This window comes from Shewanella corallii (assembly GCF_023349125.1).
GTDB classification, from domain to species: Bacteria; Pseudomonadota; Gammaproteobacteria; order Enterobacterales; family Shewanellaceae; genus Shewanella; species Shewanella corallii.
The window spans coordinates 58,714-74,795 of sequence record NZ_JAKIKT010000007.1 but is presented as its reverse complement, the minus strand read 5'-3'; the positions used below and the strand labels follow the sequence as shown (position 1 = coordinate 74,795).

At 52.5% G+C, this 16,082-nt stretch carries 11 protein-coding genes; 2 read left to right on the top strand and 9 right to left on the bottom strand.

What is annotated here, in order from left to right; translation table 11 throughout:
• Window positions 1–49: 49 nt before the first annotated feature.
• A complete protein-coding gene (locus tag L2725_RS16640; RefSeq protein WP_249249967.1) occupies window positions 50–1,261 on the top strand; it encodes a bifunctional alpha/beta hydrolase/OsmC family protein in 1,212 nt (403 codons plus the stop codon).
• Window positions 1,262–1,322: 61 nt separating this feature from the next.
• Here the strand turns inward: L2725_RS16640 and L2725_RS16635 are convergent, their stop codons facing one another.
• The 8 genes from L2725_RS16635 to fabB all read right to left on the bottom strand — a co-directional run bounded on the left by L2725_RS16635 (window position 1,323) and on the right by fabB (window position 13,723).
• Window positions 1,323–2,528: an alkaline phosphatase family protein gene (locus L2725_RS16635; protein ID WP_249249966.1), complete on the bottom strand. Its 1,206-nt coding sequence runs from the start codon at window positions 2,526–2,528 to the stop codon at window positions 1,323–1,325.
• Between the two features lie 175 nt (window positions 2,529–2,703).
• Window positions 2,704–3,324 (bottom strand): cell division protein DedD, encoded by a 621-nt coding sequence (gene dedD / locus L2725_RS16630; protein ID WP_249249965.1) that lies wholly within the window; start codon window positions 3,322–3,324, stop codon window positions 2,704–2,706.
• A gap of 2 nt (window positions 3,325–3,326) precedes the next feature.
• Entirely contained in the window at window positions 3,327–4,610 is a 1,284-nt protein-coding gene (gene folC, locus L2725_RS16625; RefSeq protein WP_249249964.1) for a bifunctional tetrahydrofolate synthase/dihydrofolate synthase, read from the bottom strand.
• A 9-nt stretch (window positions 4,611–4,619) separates the two neighbouring features.
• On the bottom strand, window positions 4,620–5,405 hold the full coding sequence (gene truA, locus L2725_RS16620; RefSeq protein ID WP_249250190.1) for a tRNA pseudouridine(38-40) synthase TruA: 786 nt from the start codon (window positions 5,403–5,405) through the stop codon (window positions 4,620–4,622).
• Window positions 5,406–5,556: 151 nt separating this feature from the next.
• A complete protein-coding gene (locus L2725_RS16615; protein WP_249249963.1) occupies window positions 5,557–10,023 on the bottom strand; it encodes a FimV/HubP family polar landmark protein in 4,467 nt (1,488 codons plus the stop codon).
• Between the two features lie 204 nt (window positions 10,024–10,227).
• On the bottom strand, window positions 10,228–11,244 hold the full coding sequence (locus tag L2725_RS16610; protein WP_249249962.1) for an aspartate-semialdehyde dehydrogenase: 1,017 nt from the start codon (window positions 11,242–11,244) through the stop codon (window positions 10,228–10,230).
• Window positions 11,245–11,246: 2 nt separating this feature from the next.
• Entirely contained in the window at window positions 11,247–12,377 is a 1,131-nt protein-coding gene (locus L2725_RS16605; RefSeq protein ID WP_249249961.1) for a 4-phosphoerythronate dehydrogenase, read from the bottom strand.
• 134 nt (window positions 12,378–12,511) lie between these two features.
• A complete protein-coding gene (gene fabB / locus L2725_RS16600; protein ID WP_115134767.1) occupies window positions 12,512–13,723 on the bottom strand; it encodes a beta-ketoacyl-ACP synthase I in 1,212 nt (403 codons plus the stop codon).
• A gap of 238 nt (window positions 13,724–13,961) precedes the next feature.
• Here fabB and mnmC1 point away from each other — a divergent pair, with 238 nt between their 5' ends.
• Window positions 13,962–15,734 (top strand): FAD-dependent 5-carboxymethylaminomethyl-2-thiouridine(34) oxidoreductase MnmC1, encoded by a 1,773-nt coding sequence (gene mnmC1 / locus L2725_RS16595; protein WP_249249960.1) that lies wholly within the window; start codon window positions 13,962–13,964, stop codon window positions 15,732–15,734.
• 70 nt (window positions 15,735–15,804) lie between these two features.
• Here the strand turns inward: mnmC1 and L2725_RS16590 are convergent, their stop codons facing one another.
• Window positions 15,805–16,074 (bottom strand): YfcL family protein, encoded by a 270-nt coding sequence (locus L2725_RS16590; protein WP_248937857.1) that lies wholly within the window; start codon window positions 16,072–16,074, stop codon window positions 15,805–15,807.
• Window positions 16,075–16,082: the final 8 nt, after the last annotated feature.

Below are 16,082 nucleotides of genomic sequence, written 5' to 3'. Positions count from 1 at the left end.
AACACAAAAGACCACGCAACAGCACTGCGGATGAGCATCAGGAGGTTCTATGGCTCTACAGGTTAAATTTCCCAGTGGCTCACTTATGCTGGCAGGCAGTTTGGAAACGCCGGATACAGAGCCTAAAGGCTATGCGCTGTTCGCTCATTGCTTTACCTGTGGCAAAAGTTCGGTAGCTGCCAGTCGTATCTCCAGAGCCTTGGTTGAAAAAGGGTTCGCAGTATTCAGATTTGACTTTACCGGGCTGGGAGGCAGTGAAGGAGACTTTGCCAACAGTAACTTTTCCTCCAACGTAGATGATCTGGTTGCCGCTGCAGACTTTATGCGCAGTGAATATCAAGCGCCGGCATTATTGGTTGGCCATAGTCTGGGAGGACGCGCCGTACTGTCAGCTGCCGCTCGTATTAGCGAAGTCCAGGCCGTAGCAACGCTGGGGGCACCTGCCGATCCTGACCATGTCAGTAAGCAGTTTGCCTGCGACCTTGAACGTATCGAGAAGGAAGGCGAAGCCAATGTGTCACTGGCAGGCCGTCCTTTCACCATCAAGAAGCAGTTTTTGGAAGACATACGTCAGGACAACCGGGATATTGAACAACTGAAAGCCGCACTGCTGGTAATGCACTCCCCGGTGGACAATGTGGTGTCCATTGCTCAGGCGGAGAAGATCTATACCCGTGCCAAACACCCCAAGAGTTTTGTCACTCTGGACAGTGCTGACCACCTGCTGACCAACAAAAACGACGCTATCTATGTGGCTGAAGTGATTGCTGCCTGGGCTGCCCGCTATTTACCGGATTCAGCACAGGGCAGTAAGCAATACCCCAAAACCGCGTCGGGTGAAGTGGCCGTCTATGAGTACAACCACAAGTTCACCCGTACTCTGGTATGTGATAAGCACCAGTGGATCGCAGACGAACCTGCCGGGGTGGGAGGAGACGAACTTGGGCCTGACCCCTATGAACATCTGCTGGCAGCACTGGGGGCCTGTACCTCAATGACAGTGCGTATGTATGCCAATCGCAAAGGGCTGGATTTGCAGGATGTGCAGGTACTGCTTGAGCACTCGCGCCAGCATGGGGAAGATTGTCAGCACTGTGACGACCAACATGCCAAAGTAGAAGTACTGGCCCGTAAGGTGAAGGTGACCGGGGATCTGACCCCTGAGCAGCGCCAGCGATTATTGGAAATTGCCGATCTCTGCCCGGTCCACAAAACCCTCAGTGGCAAGATAGTGATCACCACAGTTCCATGGGAAGACTAGTACTTTCGCTTTGATCATAAAGGGCTCCATCGGGAGCCCTTTATGTTTATCAAACGCGACTCTACTCAGCCAGCGCAGGCCTTAATGAACTGCCATCGCCATCCACAGGGACCAGGAGTTCCAGCCCGAGTATTTCGGCAGCGACCGGGTAAATATCCAGATTGGATACACGTTCCAGCATCAGCCCCTGCTTGAAGGCAGGACCTACGCCAATCAAAGTTGCGTCCATATCATCAAAGTGGGGATAACCGTGATCACCGAAATAGGTGGCAGGCTTATCCAGGGTAAAGGTCGCCGGAGCCCGAGTTTCAAACATAATGTCCGGGACTCTTGGGCTACCGAAGAACTTGCGGGCCTTCATGGTTTCTTCAGATACATACTGGAAACGACCACCGGCAGCCGCTTTCAATTTGGCTATCTGCTCTGCTTTATCTGCGTCGACACCCTTTTTGGCATACAGCATCAAGTGTGGCCCGGAGAACTGTACCTTCCACTCGTCAGAGATGGGCAGCTGACTGACCTGAATACTCTTTTTGGGGTTGATAGCAGCCATGCCATGGTCTGACACTAGCAGCAGACTCACCGGCTGAGGCAACGCCTGCAGCTGTTGGTAAAAGTCGCCCATCATGGCATCCATCTTCTGCACAGCGTCATATACCTGGGTACTGTCAGGCCCATGGTCGTGCCCCATGCTGTCTACCAGAGAAAAGTATCCAGCGATAAAGCGGGGGCGCTCGCTTTCCGGCAGAGTCAACCACTGGATCATCTGATCCAGCCTATCCTGATAATCACTCTGCTGAGAGTAGTGGTAAAAGTAGTCTGGGGTCATACCGTTGAATCTGGCATCCGACTCGGGCCAGAAATAAGTCGCAGACTTAATTCCCTGTAAACTGGCAAGATTCCACAGCGGCATCCCTTTAAGCCAGGTGCTGTCATCCTTGCCTTTTCCAAGCCGGTAGCACTCATCCCGCGCTTTATCGCAAAAGCGGTTCTCCACTATGCCGTGATTGACCGGCAACAGGCCGGTAATAATGGAGATATGGTTGGGAAAGGTTTTGGTTGGATAGACAGGTGTCAGCCGCTCGGCTCGCACACCGGCTTTGGCCAGCTTTGCCAGCTGTTGCGCCTGGTGTTTCTCAATATAGTCCCAGCGAAAACCATCCAGCGAAATCATCACCAGCGTGTGTTCTGTGGTCTTGTCTGTGTTTTGTTCTGCTGCCGCGGCACCGAATCCGATTACCAACAACAACCATATCAGTTGTTTCATCTTATTTTCTTCCCTGTAAAAAACGGATTAAGAATACAGAGGAATGATTAAAATTCAATGACAAGCAGGAAATTGCACCAGCGGTTGCTGCGCAATCAGGCTGACAACTGTTGGCAAAGGAGCATAAAAAAGGCCGCCCCGGGCGACCTTCATATCAAGCTTTAGATTGGCTGACTCAGGACTCCAGCGGGTTGAATGGCACTACCCTGCCCTTAAGCTTGGTCAGCTTTTCCACTTCACCAAGCAGCTTCTCAACCTTGGCTTTGGAGACATCCGGTCCGACAAACACCTTGGTCAGGCTGCCATGAACGGGTTTGGCAGGCAGAGTGTAGGCCCGGAAACCGGCTTCTCTAAGCTGTTCAACCAGCCCCTGAACATTGCCCGCATCGCGGAAGCTACCCAGTTGCAGGGTCCAGCCCGGGGATTTCGCTGCTGGCTTATCGGCCCTGGCAGTAGTCTCCTGTTTGGCTTTGGGTTTCGCCTCAGGCTGAGTGGCTGGCTTTTGCGCCTGTTCAGTCTCCTTAAGCACCCAGCCGCCGTTCTCCTCTTGCTCCAGCTCCTTTGGTTGCTCAGGTGTGGCACTGTCACTGTTACCCAAAGTCATGGTATCAGCCACTTCCAGCACTTCGAAGGCTTCCGGCGCTTTATCACCGGCAGATTGCGGCCGCAGCGGGATCTCTGCAAATTCTTCCTGAACCCGCTCCTTCTTACCATCCAAAATATCAGGCAGGAAAATGACGCCCAGGGCCACTACCACTATGGTCCCAACCAAACGGTTATGAAACTGACTCGACAAACTTATTCCCCATCAATGAATGATTTAACTGCAGATACAGTGTAAAAGGAGCCAAACACAATTACCACATCATCCTCAGATACCCCTGAGGTTAACGCCTGCCACGCAGCGTCTGCCTGAGTGAACGCCTGATACTGTGCCTCTTTGGGCAAACATTGGGTAAGCGTACTCAGCTCAGCACTGCGCTCCGTATCCAGCTCAGTCAGGAACCACTCATCCACCACAGGCGACATCACCTCCAGCACACCGGCGATATCCTTATCTTTAAGCATGCCGCACAGAGCCAGAACGCGTATTCCCTGATACTGCTCAAGCCGCGACGCCAGATAGCGGGCAGCATGGGGGTTATGGGCAACATCCAGAATGGTCAGTGGCTTGTCTGATATTTTCTCGAACCGGCCTGTCAATCTGGCATTAATCAAACCACGTTCAATGGAGCTTTGGGGCAATTCAGGCAGAAGCATCTCAAGCGTCGCAAGCACAGTGGCAGCATTGGGCAATGGCAGATTGGGCATTGGCAGATTATCGAGCTGCCAGCTCTGCCCTTCGAACTGCCAGCGTTCCAGCTGTTCACCTTCAGACACTACAGTCTTGTAATTGAACTCTTTGCCGACTCTGTGCAGCGGCGCGCCGACTTTCTCAGCAACTTGCATCACCGTTACCGGTAAGTCAGGCTCACCGGTAATAGCCTGTTTGCCAGACTTGAAGATCCCGGCCTTCTCAAACCCAACAGACTCCCGGGTATTCCCCAAAAACTCCTGATGGTCCAGATCCACCGCCGTCACCACGGCCACATCGGCATCGATAATATTGGTGGCGTCGAGACGTCCACCCAGGCCTACTTCCAGAATTGCCACATCCAGTTTGGCCTGCTTGAACAGGTACAGGCCGGTCAGGGTTGCAAATTCGAAGTAGCTCAGGGAGATGTCGCCCCTTGCCTGTTCAATCGCCGCAAATGCACCGATAATGTCGGCATCCGGCGCATCAATGCCGTTAATCCGTACCCTTTCATTGAAGTGAACCAGATGGGGGGAACTGTATACACCCACTGACATACCCGCATCGCGCAGTATGCTTTCCAGCATGGCGCAACTGGTGCCCTTGCCATTGGTACCGCCAACGGTGATCACTTTGGTCGGTGCCAGATCCAGTAATCCCATAGACGCGGCAACCTGACCTACCCGCTCCAGCCCCAAATCCATCGACGCCAGCTCACTGGAATGCCTGGCAAGCAGATACTCCAGCCAGGTATTCAAACTGTCTGACTGTGTTGGTACTTGAATCATCCTGATATCCTAGTCGGGTAAAAACAGTGGACCCATCGCCAGCTTTGGCAATTCAAATTCCTGCGGGTAAGTAACATCCACCAGATACAAACCATGTGGCTTGGCAGTGGCCGCAGCCTTGCTTCTGTCTTTCATGTCCAGCAGCGTGCGCATCCAGTCCAGCGGCTGGTTACCCAGGCCGATCTCCAGCAGGGAGCCGACAATATTACGCACCATATGATGCAGGAAGGCATTGGCCTGAATATCGACAATGATATACATACCCTGGCGGGTTACAGTGACCTTGTGGACATTACGAAACGGCGTTTTTGACTGACACTGAATCGCCCGGAAACTGGTAAAGTCCTGCTCGCCAATCAGTGCCTGGGCCGCCATATTCATGCGTTTTTCATCGATAATGCCGTGGTAATGGCTGACACCGTGACGGTGAATCCCCGGACGGAAGTTATGATTGTAGATGATGTAACGATAACGACGGGCTGTGGCAGAGAAGCGAGCATGAAACTCATCATCGACCTGCTTAGCCCAACGTACAGCAATGCCGTCCGGCAGATTGGCGTTGACCCCCATGGTCCAGGCGCCCTCTTTACGGATCGCATTGGTATCAAAGTGCACCACCTGACCTGTGGCATGCACGCCTGCATCGGTACGACCGGCACATTGAAGTTCAATCGGCTCATTGGCTACTATCGACAGCGCTTTTTCCAGTTGTGCCTGCACAGAATCGACTTCCTGCTGACGCTGCCAACCATAAAAGCCACTGCCATCGTACTCAACCCCAAGGGCAATACGCATAATCTCTCCGGGAGTGGGACGGGCAACACTGCGCCTCCGTCCCATATACAGTCTTCAAAAAATGCCGCAAAGTCTATCATATTGGAAGCGGAAAACAGCGAACCCAAGGCACAAAAAAGCGGCGCATGGAGCGCCGCTTTTGCACTGGCTATCAGCCTATCTTTTCCAACAAACGTTTTGCTTCATCCTGCTGCCTGTCATTACCATCCAGGGTGACCTCCTGCAGCAGTGCTCTGGCACTGTCGTTATCATCAATTTCGATATATGCCCGGGCCAGATCCAACTTGGCGTTAACCGAGTTTTCTTCGTCATCCACATCAACCATAGTGTTATCACCGACCACCTTGCGGTAATCCTCCATGGCAACTTCCGCCGGGCCCTGGTAGTTATCGACTTCATCACTTTCATCGGCTTCATTAAGCAGACGGTCTATATCGATAAACCCATTTTCCTTTTGGAAGTTGGCCAGGTCCGCCTCATCAAAATGGGCCGTTCTGGGTCTTTGTTGTGTCGCCTGCTCCTGCTCTTTGGCATCCAGTGCCGCCAGCGCCTGCTCCACCGTCATATTGTTGGTGCTTTCGAGCGCCTGCTCATCCACCTCAATGTCAGCAACATCCCCGATCGAGTCAGCCGACTCACCGGAGAACTCCTCGTTTTCGGCAAATGCCGCCAGCAGCTCCTCATCAGACAAAGACATGTCTGTATCATGCGCGTCCAGCGACAGATCCGCACCAAAAGGATCGGGCGATGCTTGAGAAGCCGCGGCCTGGCTGGGTGCCATAGACGCCATCTCTGCCAGTTCATCAGGTGAAACATCCGCTTCTTCAGCTTCTGCCTGACGCGCACGGGCCAATGCTTCTTCCCTGTGTTTGGCGCGCAGTTCACTGCGGCTCATGGCTTCATCCATCGCCTTTTCGCTGCGCTCCAACGCCGTCATATTGGTCAGTTCACCCTGATTCATATCAGGAACAACTGATGGATTAACCCCTCTTTGTATTGGCTGACCATTCTCATCAAGAGAATCCAGATCATCTGCTGAGAAAGTGGTTCCCTCAGATGAGTCCAGATCTGTCAGGAAGTCATCGTCCAGCCCGTCACCCAGTTCAGAGCCGAACTCTTCTGCACCAAAATCAGCCGTACTGTCGCGACTCTCCAAAGAGGCCAACTCGGCAAGGGGATCATCTGCCTCTGCTACCGACTCAGACTCACTGACCTCTTCGGCAGTGGCCAATTCCAGATCTTCAGATTCTCGACCTTCTGATTCCTGAATGTCAGCTTCCAGGCTATCCAGGTCAGCTTCTTCTGTATCCGGAACAAAGGTTTCAGCGTCTGCTCCAGACTGCAAACCAGCCAGCAAGGCTTCCGGATCGGCATCTTCAGTATTCAGCCCGTCAATATCAGCCAGAGCAGAATCGAGCTCTTCATCAAGCTCGGAGTCCTGCTCTTCAATTGTTTCAACCGCTGCATCTGGCGTGTCCACAGTCTCTTCGGCTTCAGTCTCTGCTTCCTGAAGGTCTGTTTCCTGAATGTCTGCTTGCTGAATATCAGCTTCCAGACTATCCAGATCAATGCCCGCATCTTCAACTACCTGAGCTTGAGCGTGCTCTTCAACCTCATCTTCAGAATCGGACTGCAGACCAGCCAATAAAGCTTCCGGGTCAGCATCTTCAGTGTTCAGCCCGTCAATATCAGCCAGAGCAGAATCGAGTTCTTGATGAAGTTCGGAGTCCTGTTCATCAATTACTTCAGGTGCAGCTTCTGGCGTGTCCACAGTCTCTTCGGATTGAGTCTCTTCGGATTGAGTCTCTTCGGATTGAGTCTCTTCGGCTTGGGCCTCTGCTTCCTGAAGGTCTGTTTCCTGAGAGTCTGCTTGCTGAATATCGGTTTCAGGGGTGTCCATGTCCAGGTTGCTGCCAGCATCCTCAGCTACCGCCTCTTGAGGTTCAACCTCATCTTCAGAGTCGGACTGCAGACCTGCCAATAAAGCTTCCGGGTCGGCATCTTCAGTATTCAGCCCGCCAATATCAGCCAGAGCAGAATCGAGTTCTTCATCAAGTTTGGAATTCGACTCATCAATTGCTACAGGCGCTGCTTCAGGGGTTGATACCTCAACATCTTCATCAGACTGTAAACCTGCAAGCAGGGCTTCCGGGTCGGCTTCTTCAGCATCCAGACCTTCTATATCTGCCAGAGCGTCATCCAGCTCCGAGTGCAGCTCATCTATACCTTCAGCTTGATTAACTTCAGCATCAGTATCAGACTGTAAACCCGCAAGCAGGGCTTCAGGGTCGGCATCATCAGTATCCAGACCTTCGATATCAGCCAGGGCATCATCCAGCTCCGAATGCAGCGCATCTGTACCTTCAGCTTGATTAACTTCAGTTTCATCAACTTCAGCATCAATATCTACGGCCTCAACATCAGCATCAGACTGTAAACCCGCAAGCAGTGCTTCGGGGTCTGCATCACCAGCGTCCAGACCTTCGATATCAGCCAGGGCATCATCCAGCTCAGAATGCAGCTCGTGCTGGGCAGCATCACTCACAGGCTCCTGGCCTGATTCAGGCTCCATCTCCGGTTCTGCCTGAGGCTCTGCCTCCAGACCAGCCAACAGCGCATCTACATCGGCTTCCTCTTCAGGCAGGTCCACATCCGGCATATCGGCCATGGCCGCATCCAGCTCGGCGTCCAGGGCATCCTGGGTTTCATCTGCCTCGGCGGCAGGTTCAGCTTCGGCTTCGAATTCTGTTTGGTCTTCAGCTTGTGGCTCTGGCTGAGGTTCCGGCCGAGGCTCTGCATCCAGACCGGCAAGCAGCGCATCCACGTCGGCTTCCTCTTCCGGCAGATCCACATCAGGCATCTCTGCCATGGCTGCATCCAGCTCCGCGTCAAGAGCATCATGAGTCTCATCTGTCTCGGCGGCAGGTTCAGCTTCGGCTTCGAATTCTGTTTGGTCTTCAGCTTGTGGCTCCGGCTGAGATTCCGGCTGAGGCTCTGCATCCAGACCGGCAAGCAGCGCATCTACGTCGGCTTCCTCTTCCGGCAGGTCAACATCAGGCATATCCGCCATGGCCGCATCCAGCTCTGCGTCCAGGGCATCCTGAGCACTGTCTTCTGCAGCCGGTTCGATTTCAGAAGCGGCTTCTTGCTCTGGCGGGAGGTCAACATCCAAACCAGCCAACAGGGCATCAACATCATCCTCATCAGTGCCCTCTTGCGTCGGCAAGTCTGTCATCTCGGACTCGGACGGCTCCCCGGCACTCTCTACCGCCATCAAATCATCTGACGGGGCAATATCAGGCTCAAGATCGGATTCCAGATCTGCAATCAGGGAGTCAACATCATCCCCCTCTGCCGCCACATCATCAGAGGCGGGGGCCAAATCATCGTCGGGCTCAAGCTCACCCTCAGGTTCTGAAGCTGATTCGATATTATCGATATCGACATCGTCATCATCACGCTGGGCTTCACCTTCTTCCTGCTCACCCATGGCTTCTGCCCACAGGTCATCCAGAGATTGACTCTCATCAGGTTCAGGGGCAGGCTCCGGCTCATCCTCTTCGGCGACATACATATCAGGTTCACCGTCGCCACTGAGATCGGTTTCTGGCTCAAGGTCTACATTACCGGCATCCAGCAGACTATCAATGGAGTCGTCTGGCTCATCCAGATGCACAGCCAAGTCGTCAACATCGTCTTTAAGGCCATCAGCTGCGGCCGTTGCAGCGACCGCTCCAGCCGCCACTGCGGCCGTTGTAGCACCAGCCTGAGCGGCTTGACTGGACTTGCGTTTAAGTACAATCCAAAGGCCGATCAACAGCAGTAAGGTTACGCCCACGCTGATGAGTCCCAGACCCAAAGGAGAGGTAATGAAGGCTTGCTCCTCTTTGGGAAGCGCTGCCTGACTGGCTTCCCACTCAAGCTGTTCAACTTTTTGCCTCAGTCCTTGATTTTGCTCTCTGGAGGTGATCAACTCCTGCTCCAGCGTCGCAACTCTGTCGCTCAGGTCCTGTATTTTGGCCTTGAGGTTGTCATTATCATTCTTGACAACCACCAGTTGATCCAATGCCCGTCCCAACTCATCTGTCAGGTTGAGGTTTTTGGATTGTGCCTGAGTCAGAGATTCATTGATCTGATCAAGTTCCTGCCTGGCTTCCTTCAAGTCGACCGCATTTTCCGCTTCTACCACTTGCTGAGGTGTTGGCTTGGCGGCTTCCTGACGTAACATGGCTTGCCAGCTTTTATCATCCTGTTCAGCCCTGGATTTCGCCAAAGACGAGGGAATCGCTTTGATAACCTCTTTGGAAGGGATAGCCAGAATCATGCCTTTTTCAAGGCTATTGTAATTATCAGAGGCAAAGGCGTGAGGGTTGGCTTCAAAGATAGCCGCCATCATTTGATAAACAGTGACACTGTTATCGGGACGGGTCTTCTGGGCAATGCTCCAGAAGGTATCAGATGTGGTTGTCGGCCCATACTGGGCGACTTCGACCCGGGTTTCTCCCTCAGGTCCGGTAAGTTTCAACGACCCCACCGCTGCAGCAGGTGAAGATGGCAGGGATGCCAGCGCAAAAACGACTGTAGCGGCTCCCAAAAGAGTTGAAGTGCGAAAATTCATCAATCCTTTCCTTTTCAGCACACGGATAACGCCACGCAGACGTATAGCTTTAGGCAATTGTATTTATTGAGATTACTATAAACCAGAATGCTACTCCCTGCTACTGTTCACAAGTGTTATCAGGTTTTCACCAAAGGTGATGGAAAACAAAAAAGCCTGCACAGCGGCAGGCTTTTAACAGTTAAGGGCTAACTTACCGATATATCAGTAATAATCCCGGATCAATATCTCGGCGATCTGAACACTGTTAAGGGCCGCGCCCTTACGAATGTTATCGGCAACAATCCAAAGATTTATACCATTTGGGTGAGAAATATCTTTACGCACCCGTCCAACGTACACAGGATCAGTACCTGCACCGTCAGTCACGGCGGTTGGATACTCTTCATCAGACTCAAACAGTTCCACCCCTTCAGCGTTGGCCAGCACCGCTTTCACCTGATCGGCATCGACCTGCTGTTGGGTCTCAATATGAACCGCTTCAGAGTGACCATAGAACACAGGCACACGTACCGCTGTCGGGTTTACCTCGATACTGTCATCGCCAAAGATTTTCTGGGTTTCCCACACCATTTTCATCTCTTCTTTGGTGTAGCCATTGTCCATAAACTTGTCGATTTGCGGCAATACGTTGAAGGCAATCTGCTTGGAGTAGACTTCAGACTCGGCTGGCAGCCCCTGTAGCAACTTGGCGCACTGCTTGGCCAGCTCTTCAATGGCAGCTTTACCTGTACCGGATACTGACTGGTATGTGCATACGTTAATGCGGCTGATACCGAAAGCGTCATAAATCGGTTTCAGTGCCACCAGCATCTGGATGGTAGAGCAGTTCGGATTGGCAATGATATTACGGTTACGGAAGTCAGCAATTGCATGAGGGTTAACTTCAGGCACAACCAATGGAATATCATAGTCATAGCGGAAGTGAGAGGTGTTATCTATCACCACACAACCATGCTCTGCTGCGATAGGCGCCCACTTGGCTGACACATCACCACCGGCAGAGAAGAAACCTATCTGCGCCTTTGACCAATCGAAGGTCTCTACATCCAGGATTTCAATCTGTTTACCATGGAAGCTGACCGTATCTCCGGCACTGCGGCTGCTGGCCAATGGGTATAGATTGGCGACCGGGAAATTGCGCTCTTCAAGGATTTCGATCATGGTTTGACCGACGGCTCCTGAGGCACCTAATACGACAACATTGAATTCCTGCGACATAACTACAGACTGGCTCCTGAAAATCCTAATTTGGTCAACCAATCTACCTCAAAGCCACTGCCCTTGACCAGCGCCAGAGCGCTGAATTCACGCCTGTGTGTATGATTTTTTCTCAACTGGTCAAATCCCCCTGCCAAGGCGTAGTTAGCGCGGAATTTACGGTCGTCATCCCGCAGGTCATAAATCAATCTGCACAGTTGCAGCAGTGCGCTTTCATCGGGCTGATTTTCAAGCTTGATCCGGGAAAAAACATGAACAGGCAACAGACCATCAAGCTTGTTCTCAGGTTCAATATTCAGGACCTGACTCAAAGCACTGTGAAGCATGGTGGTACCGCGGGCTTTCCCCTCCAGACTATAACCGGCAATGTGGGGGGTGGCGATGTCCACCAAAGGCACCAGCTCTGGCATGGGGTTGGGCTCTCCTTCCCACACGTCCAGCACCAGCCTAAGGTCAGCTCTTTGTTGTTTGACCCGGATTAGCGCCCGGTTATCGATCACCTCTCCCCGACAGCAGTTCAGCAGCCATGCATCGGGCTTAAGGGCTGACAGACGTGCTTCGTCCAGTAGATACCAGGTGGGTTCGATTCCGTCTTTGGTCAAGGGAACGTGCAAACTGATAACATCACAGCTGGCAATCAGCTGGTCCAGAGAGTGAAATTCGCGACTGTCACCGGATGCAGCCAGCACAGGATCGCACAGCAGGGTTTTGACGCCATAGGCCTCCAAACAACGTGCCACCTGACTGCCGGTATTACCGGCCCCAACTATGCCGACAGTTCGCTGTTTAAGACTGGATCCCGTCATAGCGGCCAGCTCCAGCATGGCAATAAAGGCGTATTCACCGACCGCAATGGCATTACAACCAGGCGCATTGGAAAAAGGAATTCCCTTCTGAGCCAGAAGCTGGGTATCGATATGATCTGTGCCTATGGTGGCACTGCCGACAAACTTTAGACTGTCATTGTGTGCCAGCAGCTGCGCATTGACCTGTGTGACTGAGCGCACCAGGAGCACATCAGCCCCTTCAAGCTGTTCAGCACTCAACTGTCGGCCATTGACCAGAGACACCTCCCCAATATCGGCAAACACCTGCTCGACATAGGGCATATTTTCATCGGCAATTATCTTCATTGTTTTCGTTGTTCCATCTCGAATGCCTGAATCTTACCCCAATTTCATCAAAGTTCAGGTAAGTGGCGCAAAGAACACTGATTTTCGGACACAAAAAAGGGAGCCTCAGCTCCCTTTTATCCGATTAAACCGGCTTACTTATATTTACGCAGCACCAGAGTGGCGTTAGTGCCACCAAAGCCAAAGCTGTTGCTCATGACTGTGGTCAGCTCTTTTTCCTGCATTTCAGTAGCAATCGGCATGCCCTCAGCCTTTTCGTCCGGCGTTTCAACGTTGATACTTGGAGCAATAAAGTTATTGTCCAGCATCAGAGTTGAGTAGATAGCTTCGTGTACACCGGCCGCACCCAGACCATGACCTGTCATAGACTTGGTTGAACCAATAACCGGCATCTCGTTGCCGAATACTTCACGCAGGGCTTCCAGCTCACGCACGTCCCCCACAGGAGTGGAAGTACCGTGAGTGTTGACATATTCGATTGGAGTATCCACATCCGCCAGCGCCAGGTTCATGCAACGCACTGCACCTTCACCAGACGGAGCAACCATGTCGTAGCCGTCTGAAGAGGCACCATAACCGATAATTTCAGCGTAGATTTTTGCGCCGCGAGCCAGAGCATGCTCCAGCTCTTCAACGACCACAATACCGCCACCGGCAGAGATAACGAAGCCATCGCGGTTGGCGTCATAGGTACGGGATGCTTTTTCCGGAGTGTCATTGTACTTGGTAGACAGCGCACCCATGGCGTCAAAGCCCATGGCGAGGGTCCAGTCCAGCTCTTCAGCACCACCGGCAAATACCATATCCTGTTTACCCAACTGGATAAGTTCAGCGGCGTGGCCAATACAGTGAGCACTGGTCGCACAGGCAGAACTGATAGAGTAGTTGGTACCCTTAATTTTGAATGGAGTCGCCAGACAGGCACTGGTGGTACTGGCCATAATACGAGGCACAATATATGGACCAACACGCTTAACGCCTTTCGCACGCAGAGTGTCGGCGGCCTGTACCTGGTTAGCAGAAGATGCACCACCGGAGCCCACAACCAGGCCTACGCGGGGACTGGAGTACTGAGACTCTTCCAGACCAGCGTCTTCAATTGCTTCCTGCATAGCCAGATAAGCGTATGCAGCTGCATCACCCATAAAGCGCAAAGCTTTACGGTCAATCAGGTCTGCTGGGTTCAGTTTGATATCACCCCACACCTGGCTGCGCAACTTCATCTGTTCAAACTGCTCAGAGTGCGTGACACCGCTGCGTCCGGCTTTCAGTGACTCGATCACTTCCTGCTTGTTGTTGCCGATACTCGACACGATGCCCATTCCGGTGATTACGACTCTTTTCATTGTTTACTATCCATTCCGTCAATATCAGAACCTGGAGAAGGTGCAATTAAGTCCTGTGCGTATGCTGCCAATACCTAAAAAAACGCACCTACCCAAAATTTGTTGTGGCAATACTAACCTCTAATCAATAGGCAAGTGGTCAGCTTTCCACAAACAAAGTTAAAATACAGCACATTCTCGCTCGGAGAAGCCGCATTACGCCAGCATCCGAGCCATTAAGTTTGCAGAAAAGGTTAAAATGTCAACGCTTTCCATGCCATTCGATTCTATTTCCATCAGCGCTGGCCAAAGCCTGGCGCTGGTTTGCGATCAAGATCTGTCAGCCTTGCCGTCACTGCTTGCCAAACTGGCTCAGTCTCATCAGACCCATTTTCAGCTGAGCTGCTTGTGCCTGTCGGCACCAGACCCTTTACTGCTTCAACGACTGCACCTTGACTATCAGCCGGACTCGCTGAACACACCGAGACGCTGGGCTTTGTTCCCCGCACCAGGGTCGCACCAGACTGTCACGCTCACCTTGAATACAGAGTTAACCCTGGACGGGATCAATGAGCTCGACTATCGCCATGGTTTCGAGCAACTGATTATCGCTGCCGATGCCAATGACAAGTTAGCTGCAGACCCAGACATAACCTCAGCATTTGTAGGCCTGTGCAAACCGAACGCAAATATTAGCTTATTGCAGCAAGATGACATTCTCGCGACAAGCCTGACCAAGGTTATGCTCTCGACTGAACAAGTGACAGATAACGCCTCTGGCCCCTATCCGGCGCCAACACAAACCCGGGGAGAAACCGCAATTATCGGTGGCGGTATTGCCAGTGCGGCCCTGTGCTTATCTCTCGCCGAGCGAGGAGTAAACATGAGTTTGTTCTGCCGAGATGCCCAGGCAGGGGAAGCAGCATCCGGTAATCGTCAGGGGGCACTTTATCCTCTGCTCAGCCAACACCACGATGAGTTAAGCCAATTCTATGTGCAGAGCTTTTTATACAGCCGCTTTAGATTGGCACAGATGCTTGGACAGGGACACGAGATAGCCCATGGCTTCAGCGGCGTTTTGCAAACGGCCCATGACGACAAGAGTACCGCCCGCCTTGGTAAAGTGGTGCAGTTTCCCTGGCCTGACTTTATTGCCAGGCCCGTGGATGCAGAAACCGCCACAAACATTGCCGGCATAGATATTAATAAGCCCGGGCTTGAGTACCCACTGGGCGCATGGGTTTGTCCCGCCGAGTTTACCCGGGCCATGATTGCGCAGGCAGCAAAAACAACCGGGCTTAAACAGCACTATCAAACTCAGATAGACGCCATCGAGCAAAAAGAGGACGGCTGGTACCTGAGCCAGAGTGGCAGCGCAAAGCAGTATGGTCCTTTCGCCAATCTAGTATTGGCCAGCGGCGCAGAAGTCACCACCCCGCCCCAGACCAGTCAATTGCCACTGAGTCCGTTTCGCGGTCAGGTGAGTCATATTCCCACCACAGCCCGCCTGAGTCAGCTCAATACGGTACTGTGCGCCGAAGGTTATATGACCCCAGCCAACAATCAGGCTCACTGTATCGGTGCCAGCTATGTAAAGAGCAGCAAGGATCTTAGCTTCAGCGAAACAGAGCAGCAGGCCAACAAGGCTCGCGTGCAACTCTCTTATCCGGGCAAAGACTGGGTGGAAGATATTGATGTGAGCGGCAACAGCGCCAGAGTCGGAGTACGTATGGTCAGCCGGGATCACTTCCCTATGATGGGTGCGGCACCGGATACTGAACACCTGCTTGAGTTGGCAGCGGCACACCCACAGGATGCGAAATTCTGGCAGGCTCAAAATGCCCCGGTTTATCAGGGCTTATTTATCCTTGGTGGGTTTGGCAGCCGCGGTGTTTGTTCTGCCCCGCTGACGGCGGAAGCTCTGGCAGCTCAGCTATGTGGAGAGATATCGCCTTTTAATCAGGATATTAGACAGCGACTGAACCCCAACCGAATGTGGATGCGAAAGCTGCTGAAGGGCAAGCCGCTGTAAAATCAGAGGCAGAAACAACAAAGGAGCCATGAGGCTCCTTTATCTATACCAGCAACTGTCAAGGCCGATATTATGCAAGGATGGCGCTGCGCAGCTCCTGCCATGCATTGGCCACCAGCAGGTAGTCCGGGTCTTCCAGTTCACGGGTAGCCTGGTTCAGACAAACTTTCATTTTCTCATCCAGTGACGCCATATCAGTCTGGCCTTCACCTTCCATTTCAGCCAACACCACAGCAAAGTGTCCCTGAAGATAGCCGCTGGCAAACAGGGCGTCATCATCACCGCTGGTCACGATGGACTCGATCCACTGATCCAATGTTTGTTCGTACTTCTCTAACATGGGGTCTC

Excerpts from the sequence above, each read along its gene's own strand:
- fabB (WP_115134767.1), bottom strand. The coding sequence starts at position 13,723 with ATGAAAAGAGTCGTAATCACCGGAATGGGCATCGTGTCGAGTATCGGC.
- truA (WP_249250190.1), bottom strand. The coding sequence starts at position 5,405 with ATGCGTATTGCCCTTGGGGTTGAGTACGATGGCAGTGGCTTTTATGGT.
- L2725_RS16590 (WP_248937857.1), bottom strand. The coding sequence starts at position 16,074 with ATGTTAGAGAAGTACGAACAAACATTGGATCAGTGGATCGAGTCCATC.
- L2725_RS16635 (WP_249249966.1), bottom strand. The coding sequence starts at position 2,528 with ATGAAACAACTGATATGGTTGTTGTTGGTAATCGGATTCGGTGCCGCG.
- mnmC1 (WP_249249960.1), top strand. The coding sequence starts at position 13,962 with ATGTCAACGCTTTCCATGCCATTCGATTCTATTTCCATCAGCGCTGGC.
- folC (WP_249249964.1), bottom strand. The coding sequence starts at position 4,610 with ATGATTCAAGTACCAACACAGTCAGACAGTTTGAATACCTGGCTGGAG.
- L2725_RS16640 (WP_249249967.1), top strand. The coding sequence starts at position 50 with ATGGCTCTACAGGTTAAATTTCCCAGTGGCTCACTTATGCTGGCAGGC.
- L2725_RS16610 (WP_249249962.1), bottom strand. The coding sequence starts at position 11,244 with ATGTCGCAGGAATTCAATGTTGTCGTATTAGGTGCCTCAGGAGCCGTC.
- L2725_RS16615 (WP_249249963.1), bottom strand. The coding sequence starts at position 10,023 with ATGAATTTTCGCACTTCAACTCTTTTGGGAGCCGCTACAGTCGTTTTT.
- L2725_RS16605 (WP_249249961.1), bottom strand. The coding sequence starts at position 12,377 with ATGAAGATAATTGCCGATGAAAATATGCCCTATGTCGAGCAGGTGTTT.